Source organism: Streptomyces sp. W16 (genome assembly GCF_033194735.1).
Classification (GTDB): domain Bacteria; phylum Actinomycetota; class Actinomycetes; order Streptomycetales; family Streptomycetaceae; genus Streptomyces.
Window position 1 is genome coordinate 1 of sequence record NZ_JAWOAI010000256.1, and the last position, 13969, is coordinate 13969.

At 70.2% G+C, this 13969-nt stretch carries 13 protein-coding genes; 6 read left to right on the forward strand and 7 right to left on the reverse strand.

The window, feature by feature from the left end; translation table 11 throughout:
- The 3 genes from R6V09_RS29535 to R6V09_RS29545 all read left to right on the forward strand — a co-directional run.
- The coding region (locus R6V09_RS29535) for a LuxR C-terminal-related transcriptional regulator (RefSeq protein WP_317884504.1) at nucleotides 1-1690 on the forward strand (1690 nt) is incomplete at its 5' end.
- Nucleotides 1687-2637 carry a carotenoid biosynthesis protein gene (locus R6V09_RS29540; protein WP_317884505.1) on the forward strand — a complete coding sequence of 317 codons (951 nt, stop codon included), beginning with the start codon at nucleotides 1687-1689 and terminating at the stop codon, nucleotides 2635-2637. The genes R6V09_RS29535 and R6V09_RS29540, both read left to right, overlap by 4 nt.
- On the forward strand, nucleotides 2622-3029 hold the full coding sequence (locus tag R6V09_RS29545) for a nuclear transport factor 2 family protein (protein WP_317884506.1): 408 nt from the start codon (nucleotides 2622-2624) through the stop codon (nucleotides 3027-3029). The genes R6V09_RS29540 and R6V09_RS29545 overlap by 16 nt, the downstream gene beginning before the upstream one ends.
- Here R6V09_RS29545 and R6V09_RS29550 read toward each other — a convergent pair.
- Genes R6V09_RS29550 through R6V09_RS29565 form a run of 4 tightly spaced genes read right to left on the reverse strand, consistent with a single transcriptional unit; the run spans nucleotide 2987 to nucleotide 6730 of the window.
- On the reverse strand, nucleotides 2987-4033 hold the full coding sequence (locus tag R6V09_RS29550; RefSeq protein ID WP_317884507.1) for a helix-turn-helix domain-containing protein: 1047 nt from the start codon (nucleotides 4031-4033) through the stop codon (nucleotides 2987-2989). The two genes, R6V09_RS29545 and R6V09_RS29550, sit on opposite strands and share 43 nt — an antisense overlap.
- 55 nt (nucleotides 4034-4088) lie before the next feature.
- Nucleotides 4089-5045, reverse strand: coding sequence for an NADP-dependent oxidoreductase (locus tag R6V09_RS29555; RefSeq protein WP_317884508.1), 957 nt, complete (start codon nucleotides 5043-5045; stop codon nucleotides 4089-4091).
- 46 nt (nucleotides 5046-5091) lie between these two features.
- Complete coding sequence (locus R6V09_RS29560; protein ID WP_317884509.1) at nucleotides 5092-5871, reverse strand: SDR family NAD(P)-dependent oxidoreductase; 780 nt, start codon at nucleotides 5869-5871, stop codon at nucleotides 5092-5094.
- 40 nt (nucleotides 5872-5911) lie between these two features.
- Nucleotides 5912-6730, reverse strand: a complete 819-nt coding sequence (locus tag R6V09_RS29565; protein WP_317884510.1) for an alpha/beta fold hydrolase — start codon at nucleotides 6728-6730, stop codon at nucleotides 5912-5914.
- 319 nt (nucleotides 6731-7049) lie between these two features.
- Here R6V09_RS29565 and R6V09_RS29570 point away from each other — a divergent pair, with 319 nt between their 5' ends.
- Complete coding sequence (locus R6V09_RS29570; RefSeq protein WP_317884511.1) at nucleotides 7050-9797, forward strand: AAA family ATPase; 2748 nt, start codon at nucleotides 7050-7052, stop codon at nucleotides 9795-9797.
- Nucleotides 9798-9812: 15 nt separating this feature from the next.
- On the opposite strand, the gene R6V09_RS29575 is transcribed toward R6V09_RS29570, so the two are convergent.
- Together R6V09_RS29575 and R6V09_RS29580 are read right to left on the reverse strand one after the other, a co-directional pair.
- Complete coding sequence (locus tag R6V09_RS29575) at nucleotides 9813-10217, reverse strand: DUF4238 domain-containing protein (RefSeq protein ID WP_317884512.1); 405 nt, start codon at nucleotides 10215-10217, stop codon at nucleotides 9813-9815.
- Between the two features lie 367 nt (nucleotides 10218-10584).
- Nucleotides 10585-11754 carry a magnesium and cobalt transport protein CorA gene (locus R6V09_RS29580; protein WP_317884513.1) on the reverse strand — a complete coding sequence of 390 codons (1170 nt, stop codon included), beginning with the start codon at nucleotides 11752-11754 and terminating at the stop codon, nucleotides 10585-10587.
- Nucleotides 11755-11913: 159 nt separating this feature from the next.
- Between R6V09_RS29580 and R6V09_RS29585 the strand changes: the two genes are divergently transcribed.
- Nucleotides 11914-13038 (forward strand): winged helix DNA-binding domain-containing protein, encoded by a 1125-nt coding sequence (locus R6V09_RS29585; RefSeq protein ID WP_317884514.1) that lies wholly within the window; start codon nucleotides 11914-11916, stop codon nucleotides 13036-13038.
- 4 nt (nucleotides 13039-13042) lie between these two features.
- On the opposite strand, the gene R6V09_RS29590 is transcribed toward R6V09_RS29585, so the two are convergent.
- Nucleotides 13043-13690: a LysE family translocator gene (locus R6V09_RS29590; protein ID WP_262056495.1), complete on the reverse strand. Its 648-nt coding sequence runs from the start codon at nucleotides 13688-13690 to the stop codon at nucleotides 13043-13045.
- 66 nt (nucleotides 13691-13756) lie between these two features.
- Here R6V09_RS29590 and R6V09_RS29595 point away from each other — a divergent pair.
- Nucleotides 13757-13969: LysR family transcriptional regulator (locus R6V09_RS29595; RefSeq protein WP_317884515.1), on the forward strand; the 213-nt coding region annotated here is incomplete at its 3' end.

The window sequence follows — 13969 nt, forward strand, 5'->3', positions numbered from 1 at the left end:
CGACCAGCCGTACCGCCGCACCTGGCATCGCGCCGAGGCGATCGTGGGTCCGGACGACGAGGTCGCCGACGAGCTCGACGCCCATCACGTGCTGAGCATGCGGCGCGGAGCGGTGGCCGCCGCGATCTCGGCACTCGAACGGTCGGCGCAACTGACCACCGACTCCGCGAGGCGCGGACGGCGGCTGCTGCTCGCGGCGGAGCACGCGTTCGGTCTCGGCCGCGCCGATCTGGTCGACCGACTGCTCGCCCTGGCTGACGGCAACGCCTTGTCCGAACTCGACCGCGCGCGCAGGGAGTGGCTGCGGGAGATCTTCCACGACGGGGTGCCGGGCGATGCCGCCAGGGTGTTCGAGCTCTGCGACATCGCGCAGCGGTCCGCGCGGGCCGGCGACGATGACCTGGCGCTCAACCTGCTGCTCGGGGCGGCCCTGCGCTGCTGGTGGGCCGACACCGGTCCGGCGGCACGGGCCCGCGTAGTGGCCGTGGCCGAAGGGCTCGACGACGTGGACGGCGACGCGAGGTACATCGCGACGCTTGCTCTCGCGGAGACCGTCCTTCGGTCGGCCCGCGTCACCGAACTCCTCTCCCGGGTCACCGTGGACACCGTCACCGACCCCGCCGCGATGCGACTCCTCGGCATGGCGGCCATGGCCATCGGCTCGCCGGTGGCCAGCCTGGACTTCCTCGACCGGGCGGAGGCGAGGCTGCGCGAACAGGGCCGCCTCGGGCTCCTCTCCCACGTACTCAACATGGGCCAGGTCAGCCGCATCGAACTGGGCGAATGGGAACAGGCCGAGATGGCCGCCGCCGAGGGCGGCCAACTCGCCGACGAAACGGGTCAGTTGATCTGGAACACCGGGACGCTCGCCTACCGCGCGGTCACCGCGGCACTGCGCGCCGACAACGAGACCGCCCAACGACTCGCCGACGAGGCCGAGGAAACCGCCGCAGAAAGACGCCTGAACTGCGTGCTGTCGGTCGTTCAACGCGCCCGCGGCACAGGCTGGTTGACCGCGGGAGAGTACGGACGGGCCTACGACAGTCTGCGCCGCCTCTTCGACCCCCGCGACCCCTGCCACCACAGCACCGCCTCCTTCCACGGGGTGATGGACCTCGCCGAGGCGTCCGTGCACGCCGACCGCCGCGACGACGCCCGTTCAGTCATCGCCGGTCTGGAGGAGCTGACCTCCCGTTCGTCGTCGACGACCCTGCGCGTCCAACTCTCGTACGCCAAGGCGATCCTGGCGGACGACGACCAGGCCGAGACCCTCTTCACGGCCGCCCTGAGCCAGGACCTGAACCGCTGGCCCTGGCCGGCCGCCCGCCTCCAGCTCGCCTACGGATGCTGGCTGCGTCGGCACCGGCGGGGGACGGAGTCACGGATACCGCTGCGGTCGGCGCTGACGACGTTCGACCAGATTGGCGCCCGGTCCTGGGCGGACCAGGCACGGGCGGAATTGCGCGCGGCCGGAGAACGGACCTCCGCGAAGGGACCTTCCGCGCTGGGTCTTCTCTCAGCCCAGGAACTGCAGATCGCCCGCCTCGCCGCCGAGGGACTGTCCAACCGGGAGATAGGCGACAGGCTCTACCTCTCTCCCCGGACGATCGGCTCGTACCTCTACCGGATCTTTCCCAAGCTGGCCATCACCTCCCGGTCCCAACTCGCGGGCCGACTGGAGGCGGTGTGAGCAACGACGGCCGGGGCAGGGGTAGTTGGGTCGCGGCCCTGTGGCTACTGGTCGCCGTCGCGGTCACCCTGGCCCTCGTCGTCCCGCTGACTGGGCGGGAGGCCGCGCTCCCGGTACTGCTGGTACTGGTCCCGTTCTCGCTCGTCCACGGCGTCCGGCGCTACGGCGCGAAAGTGCTCCTCTTCTTCCTCGCCGAGACGCTCGTCGTGAGCAACTTCTTCGAGGACCTCAGCATCTCCACCGGGTTCCCCTTCGGCCACTACCACTACACCGGTGGACCCCAGTTGATCCACGTCCCGATCCAGATCGGCCCGATCTACTTCGGGCTGGGGTACGCGTGCTGGCTGGTGGCCAGTGCCCTGCTCGACGAGGCCGACGCGGACCTTGGCACCCGCACCCGAACGGGCCGGCGGCGCATCGACGCGGTGGCGCTGCCGATGCTCGCCGCGGCGCTGATGACGATGTTCGACGTCGGCAGCGACTCGATCGCCTCCACCGTCGGCGGGATCTGGGTCTGGGAGCGCGGCGGCGGCCTGTTCGGCGTTCCGTACACCAACTACCTGGGCTGGTGGCTCCTCACCTACGTCTTCTTCCAGATCTTCGCCGTCCACCTGACCCGCTCGCGTGTGCCCGTGCACACCGAGGACCGGGGCGCCCTGCTCCAACCCGTCCTGGTCTACGGGGCACTCGGCCTCAGCTCCGTGCCGTACTTCGTCGCCGCCCCGGACGGAGCCGTCACGGACCCGACCGGGACCGTCTGGAGCGGGCACGCCATCGACGAGAGCATGATGATCATCAACCTGTTCTCGGTGGTCCTCGTCGCGCTCTTCGCCGTGGTGAAGCTGGCGGGCCGCGACAGTCGGGTGACTGAAGCGCGGCCCACCCCGCCGACCGATCCTGGTGGTACCGCACCCATCGAAGGAGAACCGTCGTGCCGACACCCCTGACCGACCAGCCGCAGGACGACCTCGCCGTGGTCCGCGCGGTCTACGACTTCATCAACGGGGTCAACCCAGAGGGAGCTGCCCTGGCGGATCCGGAGATCACCGTCCACCAGTCCGAGGAGCTGCCCTGGGGCGGCTCGTACGAGGGGCTCGCTGGATTCCAGCGCTTCTACGAAGCCGTGTCGAGCGCGATCCACAGCGAGGTCGAGACCGAGACGCTCTACCAGGCCGGCGACCGGGTCGTGCAGAGCGGCCGGTCCCGGGGTTTCGCCCGCGCCACCGGCAAGCCGTTCGACGTCCCCGAGACGCACATCTGGCGCGTCCGGAACGGCCGGATCACCGACCTCGAAATCTACGTCGACACGCCGGCCCTGCTGGAGGCGCTCAAGCCGTAGCCGCCGCCCGGTCGCATGTCGCCGCCCACGTCCCGCCACTCGCGGGGGGACATCCCGTAGGCCGCCTGGAACACCCGACTGAAGTGGGCGGCGCTGGTGAAACCCCAGCGGCGTGCCACGGCGGCCACAGTGCGGCGTGCTGCTTCAGGGCGGGCCAGTTCATGGCGGCACTCCTCCAGCCGACGCCGCTGGATCCACCGGCCCACCGTGACGTCCTCCTGCTGGAAGAGCTTGTAGACGTAGCGCACGGAGATGTGATGGGCGCGGGCGATGACCTCGGGGGTCAGATCGGGATCGGCGAGGTGCCGGTCGATGAACGCCCGCATCCGCAGCAACATGACCCGGTCGGCACCGGGGGCGGCGACCGGCTCCCGCCCCAGTCGCTCGTGTGCCAGGCCGGTGATGAGGTCCACCGCGTTACGGGCCAGCAGGTCACCGATGTGCGGCGGACACGACCCCGCGGCATCCGCGAGCCTGGACAGGAAGGGCGACACCAGCGCGCCCAGCGCCGTGTCGGTGCGGATCGGGGTGGCCGTGATCCGTTGCAGATCGGACTCCTTCAGTCCCAGGAGCCGCCGGGGGAGGAGCACGGACTTCGTCTGGTGTCGCTCGGGGAAGTCCATCCGGTGGGGGCGCGTCATGTCGTAGAAGACGATCTCCCCGGCTTGCAAGTACGCCTCGCGGGCGTCCTGTTCGAGCCTGGCGACGCCCTTGCCCTGGAGTCGCACGATCAGGTTCTCGGTGGTGCCCCGGGCGATCAGGCGCGGGGTACGGACCGCTCGCAGGGAGTCGCATTCCACCGTGACGACCTGAAGTCGGCCGAGCCGGGCAGTGCGGATGGTGCCCGAGTACACGTCGTCGGGGACGACGATGTCGACATCGGTGAACGTCCGGGACAGTGCCTCGCGCCAGTACGCCCGCCTTCGGCCGGCCGGCGCCGAATCCGTGGAGTAGCCACTGCTGGGAAGGCCGCCGTGTTCCGGCACCTCTGAACCAGACGTCATGTTCTCGACCCCTCGACCGGTGTCGTCACTCGTCCCTGCCGTATCCCCACGCGAGTCAGCCGCCGTCTCCCACGTGCAGCACGATCTTGCCGCGACGGTGTTCCTTGCCGAGGGCCTCGTACGCGGCCGGTGTCTCGGCCAGCGGGACGATCCGGTCCACTGCCGGGGCGAGCCGGCCGTCGTCGATCAACTCGGTGATGGCGTCGAGGCCGGCGCGGTCCGGTTCGACGACGAAGAAGACGCCCCGGCCCTTGGCGGCCGAGGCCGCTTCCGGGTTCGGCGGCTGGACGATGCTGACGAGGGTTCCGCCGGGGCGCAGTACGGCCCAGGAGCGGGCCTGGGTCTCGCCGCCGACCGCGTCGAACACGACGTCGACATCGGCGACTTGGTCCTCGAAACGTTCGGTGCTGTAGTCGACGACGTGGTCGGCGCCGAGTTGAGTGACGAACTCGCGGTCCTGCGGCAGGGCGGTGGTCGTCACCCGGGCGCCCCGGGCCCTGGCGATCTGGACGGCGAAGGAACCGACGCCTCCGGCGCCACCGTGGATCAACACGTGCTGGCCAGGCGTCAGTTCGGCGTGCCCGACCAGTCCCTGCCAGGCGGTGAGTGCAGCGAGGGGTACGGCCGCCGCGTTGTCGTGGTCCAGCCGGGTGGGTTTGGCGGCGAGGACGTCCGCGGGGACGGTGACGTACTCGGCGGCGGCTCCGTCGCGGGTGAAGGGGATCAGGCCGTAGACCTCGTCCCCCACCGCGAGCCGGGTCACCCCGGTACCGAGTGCGGACACGACTCCCGAGACCTCGTGGGAGGGGACGACCGGAGTACGGTCGCGCCCCGTCCCGTCGAAGCTGTCGGTCCAGCTGGCGTCCCAGTCGAGTTCGCCGGAGGTGATGGACGCGGCGCGCACCGCGACCAGGACCTCGCCGGGGGCCGGTTCGGGACGCGGGGCCAACTCGTACGTCAACTGCTCGGGTCCGCCGCGTTCGTGGGCTCGTACGGCACGCATGGCGTTCATGGTTCGATCACTCCTCGGGTGGGGTGGGGGGCGCCCGCCGGTGTGCTCACCAGGTGGGGATGAAGCCTCCGTCGACGGTGATGTCGGCGCCGGTGACGTTCGCCGTCCGGTCGGCGGCGAGCAGCAGGACCACGTCGGCGATCTCGGCGGGCCGGGAGAAGCGGCCGGTCACCGTGGTCCGCGCGGCGTTGTCGATGACGTCCTGGGGTTTCATGCCGGTCGCCTCGGAGACCGTCGCGGCGACCCCGCCCTCCCCGAACCAGAGATCGGTCTCGACCGGTCCCGGGCTGACGGTGTTGACGCGGATCCCCTTCGGGCCGACCTCTTTGGACAGGGCCTTGGAGAAGCCCGCGAGGGCCGCCTTGGAGGCGCTGTAGTCGATGACCGCCGGGTCGGGGAGCGCCGCGTTGACGGAGCAGATGTTCACGATCGATCCGCGTCCCCGGGCGAGCATGACCGGCAGGGCGCTGCGGGTCGTACGGACGGCCGCCATCAGGTTGAGGTTGAGGGTGGTGAGCCATTCCTCGTCGGTGACCGAGAGGAATCCTCCGGTACGGGCCGGGGCCGATCCCACGTTGTTGACGAGGATGTCGATCCGGTCACCCGCGGCCTCGACGAGCCGCGCGGGTCCTGACGCCTCGCCCAGGTCGACCGGTACGACGCGCACGTTCCCCGTCGCGGCCAGTTCCTCCAGTTCGGGCGAGGAGTGCCGGGCCCCGGCGTGGACCGTGACCCCCTCAGCGATCAGCGCCCGTACGACCGCCAGCCCGATCCCCCTGCTGGCACCGGTGACCACGGCCACCTGTCCGTTCAGTCCGAGATCCATCGTGTGCTCTCCTCTCGCTCTCGCACATCACACATGCCGGTCAGCCGGAGTGCCTGGCGGCGTCGAGCACGATGCTGACCACCGCGTCGGGATGCGACACCATCACCGCGTGTGACGAGCCGACGGTCTCGACATGAGCATGCGCTCGCCGCGCCATGAATCGCTGCCCGGCCGGCGGAATGGCCTTGTCGTTGAGCGTGATCAGGTCCCAGCTCGGGATCGTCTTCCACGCGGGTGCTCCCGACACCTGGGTCTCGGCGGTCAGCGACAGCGGGCGCTGGGTCGCGGCCATCTGCGCGGCCGTACGCGCGGGCACGTCGGCGGCGAACACTGACCGGAAGTCGGCGGGCTTGATGTAGATGTCGGCGTCCGTGCCGCCCGGCGCCGCCGGGTTCGGGAACGGCCGTACGTCCGTCGTGTCCTTCCCGAGCAGGGATCCGGGGTAGGTGGCCGGGTCGAGCACCGTGGCGATGCTCTCGCCCTGGTCCGGGACGTACGCGCCGACGTACACGAGCGCCCGGACGTCCGGGACGCCCCGCGCGGCATTGGTGACGACGGCGCCGCCGTACGAGTGGCCGACCAGCACGATGGGGCCGTTGATCGTCTTCAGGATCGAACGGACGTAGTCGGCGTCGCCGGTCAGGCCGCGCAGCGGGTCTGCCGCGGCGATCACCGGATAGCCCAGCCGCTGCAGCGCCGAGACCTCGGCGTTCCATCCACTGGAGTCGGCGAAGGCGCCGTGGACGAACACGATCGTCGGCTTGCTGCCGCCGGCGGCGCTGTCCGCGTTCGTGTGTGTGGCGGAGGCCGTGGCGGTGCCGGCGAACACCAGCACGAGGGCGCCCGCGGCGGCGGTCACGGCGCGACGCTTCCGGATCACGGCGACGGATCGCCGCAGGTGAGGAGACATGGTCTTCCTTCCGTCGGATGTACCGACGCTAGGACCGGCGCGTGGCAGTCGGCTTCAGTCACGTGACTGCGCCTTCGGGGCCGTCCGGACCACCGGGGGAGCCGCGGGTGATCGGCGTGAGCCGGGCCGATGCAGTAATTTGAGACCAGCCGGGGTCCGGTGGCGTCCGGCGTGCCGTGGGTGCGACAGACGGCGGGAAGTCGGACGTGCGGACGGGAAGCAGGCCATGGTCGTCCATGCCTGACGGGTAGGTCTGAGGACTCGTGCCATGTCGACAGAGATGACCTCGGCGGAACTGTTCGGCCGCCGTGCCGAGCTGGATGCGCTGTCGGGCCTGATCGCCCGGGCTCCCGAGCAGGGTGACGCGATCGTTCTGGTCGGCGAGGCGGGCATCGGCAAGTCGAGCCTGCTGCGTGCCACGGCCGCCCACGCCCGCGCTCGCGGGTTCCAGGTGCTCCAGGTCACAGGCATGGAGGTCGAGGCACAACTGCCCTTCGCCGCCCTCCACCAACTGCTGAGACCCGTTCTGGGCCATGCCGACAACCTGCCTTTCGTGCAGCGCAGAGCACTTCTGTCGGCGTTCGGTGTCGAGGAGGGACCGCCCCCAGATGCCTTTCTGATCGCCCTGGCCGTACTGAACCTGCTCGCCGAGGTCGCGACCGGGCGCCCCGTGGCCGTCCTGGTCGACGACGTCCAGTGGCTGGACCGGCCCAGCCATGAGGGGCTGGCGTTCGTGGCCCGCCGTGTCGGCAGCGACCCGATCGTCATCGTCGGAGGAATACGCAAAGGGCACACCGGGCCGTTGACCGCCATGGGCCTGCCCGAGCTGAACCTCGGCGGCCTGGACGACAGCGCGGCACGCCGACTCCTCGACGTCACCGCCACCGGCCTGAGCACGGCCGACCGAATCAGGATCCTGCGGCAGGCGGACGGAAACCCGCTGGCCCTCGTCGAGCTGCCGTCGGCCCTGCGCTCGGCCTCGACTCCGGCGGTGGAGTCGGTCCCGGCACACCTGCCGCTGAACGCACGGCTGGAGAAAGCCTTCGTCGGACGGCTGACCGAGTTGCCCCAGCTCACCCGAGACGTGCTGCTCATCGCCTCCGTCGACTACGAGAACACCCTCCCGGAAATCCTGGCGGCGGCCTCGGTCATGGCCGGCTGCCGTGTGACGGTCGACGCCCTCGACGCCGCCGCCGGGGCCGGGCTGATCCGCCTCGACGAGACGAGCGTCGCCTTCCGGCACCCCCTGGTGCGCTCCGGGGTCCTCCAGACCGAGCCGGTGCAACGCCGGCTCGCGGCCAACGCCGCGCTCGCCGAGGTGCTCACCGACCAGCCCTACCGCCGTACCTGGCACCGGGCCCAGGCGGTCGTGGGCCCCGACGACGAGGTGGCCGACGAACTCGAAGAGAACCACGTGATCAGCGTGCGCCGCGGCTCGGTCACCGCCGCGATCTCGGCGCTCGAACGGTCGGCCCAACTGACCGGCGACTCCTCGGTCCGAGGCCGCCGCCTCCTGTTGGCGGCCGAGTACGCCTTCGAACTCGGCCGCGCCGACCTCGTGGACCGGCTGCTCGGGGTGGCGGCCCGCAACGCGCTGTCCGCGCTGGACCGGGCACGGATGGAGTGGCTGCGCGAGATCTTCGACGACGGTGTACCGGGCGACGCCGCCAGGGTGCTGGAGCTGTGCGACATCGCGCAACGCTCCGCGCAGGCCGGTGACAACGACCTCGCACTCAACCTGCTCCTGGGCGCGGCTCTGCGCTGCTGGTGGGCCGACACCGGCCCGGCCGCACGGGCTCGGGTCGTGACGGTGGCCGAGGGGCTCGACGGCGTCGGCCACGACCCACGCCTCATCGCGACTCTCGCCGTTGCGGAACCGGTTCTACGGTCGTCCCGAGTAGCGGAGATGCTCTCGAACGCCACCGTGGCAACGGTCACTGCCCCCGACTCCCTACGGCTGCTGGGTATGGCCGCCCACGCGATCGGGTCGCCGGTCGTCAGCCTGGAGTTCCTCGACCGGGCCGAGACGAAACTGCGCGGACAAGGCCGCCTCGGGCTGCTGTCCCACGTACTCACCATGGGGCTGGTGAGCCGCCTCGAACTGGGCGAATGGGACCGGGCCGTGTCCGCCGCCGAGGAGGGCTCCCATCTCGCCCGCGAGACCGGCCAACTCATCTGGGACACAGGCACCCTGTCCCTCCGCGCGATCACCGCGGCACTGCACGGCGACAACGAACGGGCCCAGCGGCTCGCCGGACAGGCCGAGGAGACCGCCGGCGGCCGACGGCTGAACAACCTCCTGGCCTGTGTCCAACTGGCGCGCGGCATCGGCTGGTTGAGCGCGGGCCAGCCGGCCCGGGCCTACGACGAGTTGCGGCGGCTGTTCGACCCGCGCGACCCCTGCTACCACGCCACCGAGCGGTTCCACGGCGTGATGTTCCTGGCCGAGGCCGCCGCACGCGCCGAACGCTTGGAGGACGCCGCGGCGGTTGTGGCCGGTCTCGAAGAAGAGGCCGCCGTGACCTCGTCGACCACCCTGCACGTCCAACTCTCCTATGCCAGAGCAGTGTTGGCCGAGGACGACCAGGCCGAGGTGTTGTACACGACAGCACTCGCTCAGGATCTGATCCGCTGGCCGTGGACGAAGGCGCGCATCGAACTCGCCTATGGGATGTGGCTGCGCAGACAGCGGCGCGTGGCCGAATCACGCGTCCCGCTCCGAACGGCTCTGACGACCTTCGACCTGATCGGAGCGCGTACTTGGGGAGACCAGGCCCGCACCGAACTTCGGGCGGCCGGCGAACGCACCGCGTCGAGGGAGCAGTCGGCGGGGATCGTGCTCTCGCCGCAGGAACTCCAGATCGCCCGACTCGCGGCAGACGGCCTGTCCAACCGCGAGATCGGCGAACGCCTCTACCTGTCCCCGCGCACGGTGGCATCGCACCTCTACCGGATCTTCCCCAAACTCGACATCACCGCCAGAGCGCAGCTCGCGGGCCGGTTGAACGCTGTGTGAGTGCGGATACCTGCTTCACGGGGAGGCGGCGCGCTCGATCTCGCGGCGCTTGCGGAGGCCGCGGACGTATTGGAAGGCTGTGAAGATGCAGAGATCCGTCTTGTCCTCGGGAGTGATCGGCCGTCCCCAGGTCACGGACGAGGTCACGCGACGCAGCGCGCTTGCCGCGTTGCCCTCGACTCTCTGCAGCACTTGTTCCATGCGCCCGTCCGGCTCGCCGTGGATGTTCTGGAAGGTGTAGAAGTCACGGATCGCAAGGTCGCTCTCCTTGCGCAGCCCGGGCATGGGGTACCTGCGGTCGCGGACCCACAGTTGGTTCTGGGAGTTGGCGAACCTACGGAGATGGAAGGCGGGCACCGTGTGATGCCGTGCCCCTACTTGCTGGTTCGGATCAACGTTCTCCAGGTCCCACTCGTCCATGCCATGAGCGTCGCACGAGGCACTGACACCGACAGCGCATACGGGCGAGCGCGGCCGGTCTCTCCAGTAGCCAACAGCGTCCGACGGCTGAGCTGGGACCTTGGTCGGGTGGGCACAGCGATCTGCTGTGCCCACCCGTTTCGACGTTCCACAAGGGAAGTTGGCTACTCTCCGTGCCCGATCAGTGCTCTCGGGAGGTGCCTGAAGAGCGAGGCTCCGGCAGGTCAACGCGCTCGATCGCGGAAGACCGCCCAGACCGGAGCGCGGCTCATTCTCCCCAGATTCTCCCCAGGAGCTTCTGAAGCGCCGTCGGAGCCCGCGATCCGGGCAGCAGCCACTCCCAGGAGCGCCTCCCAAAGGCGATTACTCAGAGCCAGTCTTTCCGCTTGAAGATGACATACAAGCTGGTACATACGACCGCCATCAGGACGATGGCGAAGGGATATCCGAGCACCCAGTGCAGCTCCGGCATGCGCCGGAAGTTCATCCCGTAGATCGTCCCCACCAACGTCGGCGCGAACAGAATCGCCGCCCAAGAAGAGATCTTCTTGATCTCCTCGTTCTGCTCGAACCCCGCCTCCGCCAACGCCCGCATCTCCGCGTTCTGTTGCTGCGTCACCAGTGTCGCGTTCACCGTGAGGATGTCGCTGAGGGCCTGGCGGAAGCCGTCGACTCGTTCGCTGGTGTGGGTGACGTGGTCGGCGACGTCGCGGAGGTAACGCTGGAGTTCCTCGTCCGTGCCGTACTTCGCGAAGCCCGCCATCAGGCTGTGCAGCATGCCGACCAGGGGGCGGGTGGCACGCTGGAACTCGACCATTTCGCGGGAGAGTTCGTAGATGCGGCGGGAGACCGCGGGGTCGCCGCGGAAGACCTCCGTCTCGATCTCGTCGATGTCGATCTGGACGCCGGTGACCACGGGCACGTAGCCGTCGACGACCGCGTCGAGGATCGCGTACAGCACCGCCTCGGGGCCGAGTTTCAGCAACTCCGGTGATTCCTCCATGCGTTGGCGCACCGCCGACAGATCGGGGGCCGCGCCGTGCCGGACCGTGATCACGAAGTCCGGGCCGACGAAGACATGCAGTTCGCCGAAGTCGACCTCCTCCGTGGTGTCCAGGTAGCGGGCCGCGCTCAGGACTACGAACAGCGTCTCGCCGTAGCGCTCCAGTTTCGGGCGCTGGTGGGCCTCCATCGCGTCCTCCACCGCCAGCGGGTGGAGGTCGAACTCCTCGGCCAGGGAAAGGAGTTCGCGTTCGGTGGGGCGGGCGAGGCCGATCCAGGCCATGCCGGACGGCTGTTCGCGCAGCTCGCGGAAGGTGTCGGCGAGGGTGTCCGGCGCCGAGACCCGCACCCCGTCCCGGTACAGCGCGGCCTGGACGACGCTGCCCGCGTCGGAAGGTTCGGAGGGGGGTGCGTCGGTGGCGGAGAGCGGGGGCTCGGGCGTGGGGGGCGGGGGTGCGGCGGGCGTGCGGCGCCAGCCGGGCTTCCCGCCGGTCCTGCTGTTCTTCGAGGTGGGGCGGGCGCGTCGCTGGGGCATCGCGGTGCCTCTCGATCGGGCCTACGGCTGCGTGATCACGGAGCACGAGCAGGATATACGGGGCAAAGGACCCGGGCGTCGGCACGGGCTCCGGAAATCGGTGAGAGTGGTGACGGCGGTGAGGGTTGCGGACCGAAGGTGTCCGCAATCGTCGCTAGCGTGCGCAAGGTGATCAAGGCGAAGACTCCCACCGCTCCCGTACTCGACATCCGCGCCCTCAACCGCGCCACCCTCGACCGGCAGCTCCTCCTGCGCCGTTCACCGCTCGCCGCCGGAGCCGCCGTCGAGCATCTCCTCGGCCTCCAGGCCCAGAACGTCAAGCCGCCGTACTACGCCCTCGCCGCCCGTCTCGACGGCTTCACGCCCGAGGAACTCTCCGGACTGATGGCCGAGCGCGCGGTCGTCCGCATCGTCACCATGCGCTCGACCATCCACACCCACAGCGCCGCCGACTGCCTCACCCTGCGCCCGCTGGTGCAGGCCGCCCGTGATCGTGAGCTGGGCGGCTTCCGCAAGGGGCTCGCCGGCGTCGACCTGGACCGGCTCGCCCTACTCGCCCGTGAACTCGTCGAGGCCGAGCCGCGCACCATGAAGGAGTTGCGCGAGGCGCTGCTCGTCGAGTGGCCGGACGCCGACCCGCAGGCCCTCGCGATCGCCGCCCGCTGCAAGCTGCCGCTCGTCCAGGTCACCCCGCGCGGACTGTGGGGAAAGAGCGGTCAGGTCGCGCTCACCACCGCCGAGCACTGGCTGGGGCGGCCCGCCGAACCCGCGCCCGACCCGGACGAGACCGTCCTGCGCTATCTCGCCGCCTTCGGTCCGGCCTCCGTGAAGGACATGCAGACCTGGGCGGGCCTCACCCGGCTGCGTGAGGCCTTCGAGCGACTGCGTCCGCGGCTCGTCACCTTCTATGACCCCAACGGCGTCGAACTCTTCGACCTCCCGGACGCGCCCCGCCCCGCCGCCGACACTCCGGCCCCGCCGCGCTTCCTGCCCGAGTTCGACAACCTGCTCCTCTCCCACGCCGACCGCACCCGGGTCGTACCGGCCGAGTACTGGGGCCGCGCCTGGCAGGGCAACGTCGCCCACCGCACGCTCCTCGTCGACGGCTTCCTCGCCGGGGTCTGGAAGCTCGACGAAGGCGACGGCCACCTCGTCATCGAACCCTTCGGCAGGCTGACCAAGGCCGAGCGGGACGACGTGACCGCCGAAGGGGCGCGGATGCTCGACACCATGCACCCGGGGACGTCGTACGACATCCGGTTCGGGACGGTCGTAGGACCGTAGAAGCTCAGTCCGCGCGGCCCGTCACCGCGACCGTCACGCCCAGGCCGATCATCGTGCAGCCGCCCGCGCCGCCGATCAGGGACAGGCGGCGGTCGGAGCCGGCGAACCAGGTGCGGGCCGCGGAGGCGGTCAGGCCCCACAGGGTGTCCGTGACCAGGCCGATGGAGATCGGGATCAGGCCCAGCAGGAGCATCTGGAGCGGGACGTGGCCGGCCGAGTGGTTGACGAACTGGGGGAGCACGGCGGCGAAGAACACCACGCCCTTGGGGTTGGTGACGCCCACGAGGGCGCCGTCGAGGACCGTGCGGAGGTCGCCGCGTGGTTCTGCCGTGGCGGCCGTTCGCATCGCCGAGGCCTTCAGGTCCTTGCGGTGGCGGAATGCCTGGACCCCGAGGTACACGAGGTAGGCCGCGCCCGCGAGTTTCACCGTCAGGTAGATCGTGACCGACCGCTCCACCAACGAACCGATGCCGAACGCCACCGCCGCCACCAGGACGTACGAGCCGAAGACGTTGCCGATCGCCGTCGCCACCGCCGTGCGGCGGCCGTGGGCCAGCGCGCGGCCGATGACGAACAGGACGCTGGGTCCCGGGATCACGATCACCAGCAGCGACATCGCCGCGAAGGCGAGGAAACGGTCCGTGGACACCATGCCTATCACTCCTATCAGGGAGCTCATTGAAACAGGAGTCCAGGAGCCCCCTCTAGAGTCGGGGCCATGGAACTGCGGCAGCTCACCTACTTCGTCGCGGTCGCCGAAGAGCTGCACTTCGGGCGTGCCGCCGAGGGACTGCACATCGTGCAGTCGGCGGTCAGTCAGCAGATCCGGCGGCTGGAGCGGGAGTTGGGCGCCGAGCTGTTCGACCGGTCGCCCCGGCGGGTGCGGCTCACGGGGGCGGGGGAGCGGCTGCTGCCCGAGGCGCGGGCGGTG

Bases quoted from the DNA above. Each gene is read 5' to 3' on its own strand.
- R6V09_RS29550 (WP_317884507.1), bottom strand. From the start codon at position 4,033: ATGACGTCTGGTTCAGAGGTGCCGGAACACGGCGGCCTTCCCAGCAGT.
- R6V09_RS29555 (WP_317884508.1), bottom strand. From the start codon at position 5,045: ATGAACGCCATGCGTGCCGTACGAGCCCACGAACGCGGCGGACCCGAG.
- R6V09_RS29560 (WP_317884509.1), bottom strand. From the start codon at position 5,871: ATGGATCTCGGACTGAACGGACAGGTGGCCGTGGTCACCGGTGCCAGC.
- R6V09_RS29570 (WP_317884511.1), top strand. From the start codon at position 7,050: ATGTCGACAGAGATGACCTCGGCGGAACTGTTCGGCCGCCGTGCCGAG.
- R6V09_RS29575 (WP_317884512.1), bottom strand. From the start codon at position 10,217: ATGGACGAGTGGGACCTGGAGAACGTTGATCCGAACCAGCAAGTAGGG.
- R6V09_RS29580 (WP_317884513.1), bottom strand. From the start codon at position 11,754: ATGCCCCAGCGACGCGCCCGCCCCACCTCGAAGAACAGCAGGACCGGC.
- R6V09_RS29590 (WP_262056495.1), bottom strand. From the start codon at position 13,690: ATGGTGTCCACGGACCGTTTCCTCGCCTTCGCGGCGATGTCGCTGCTG.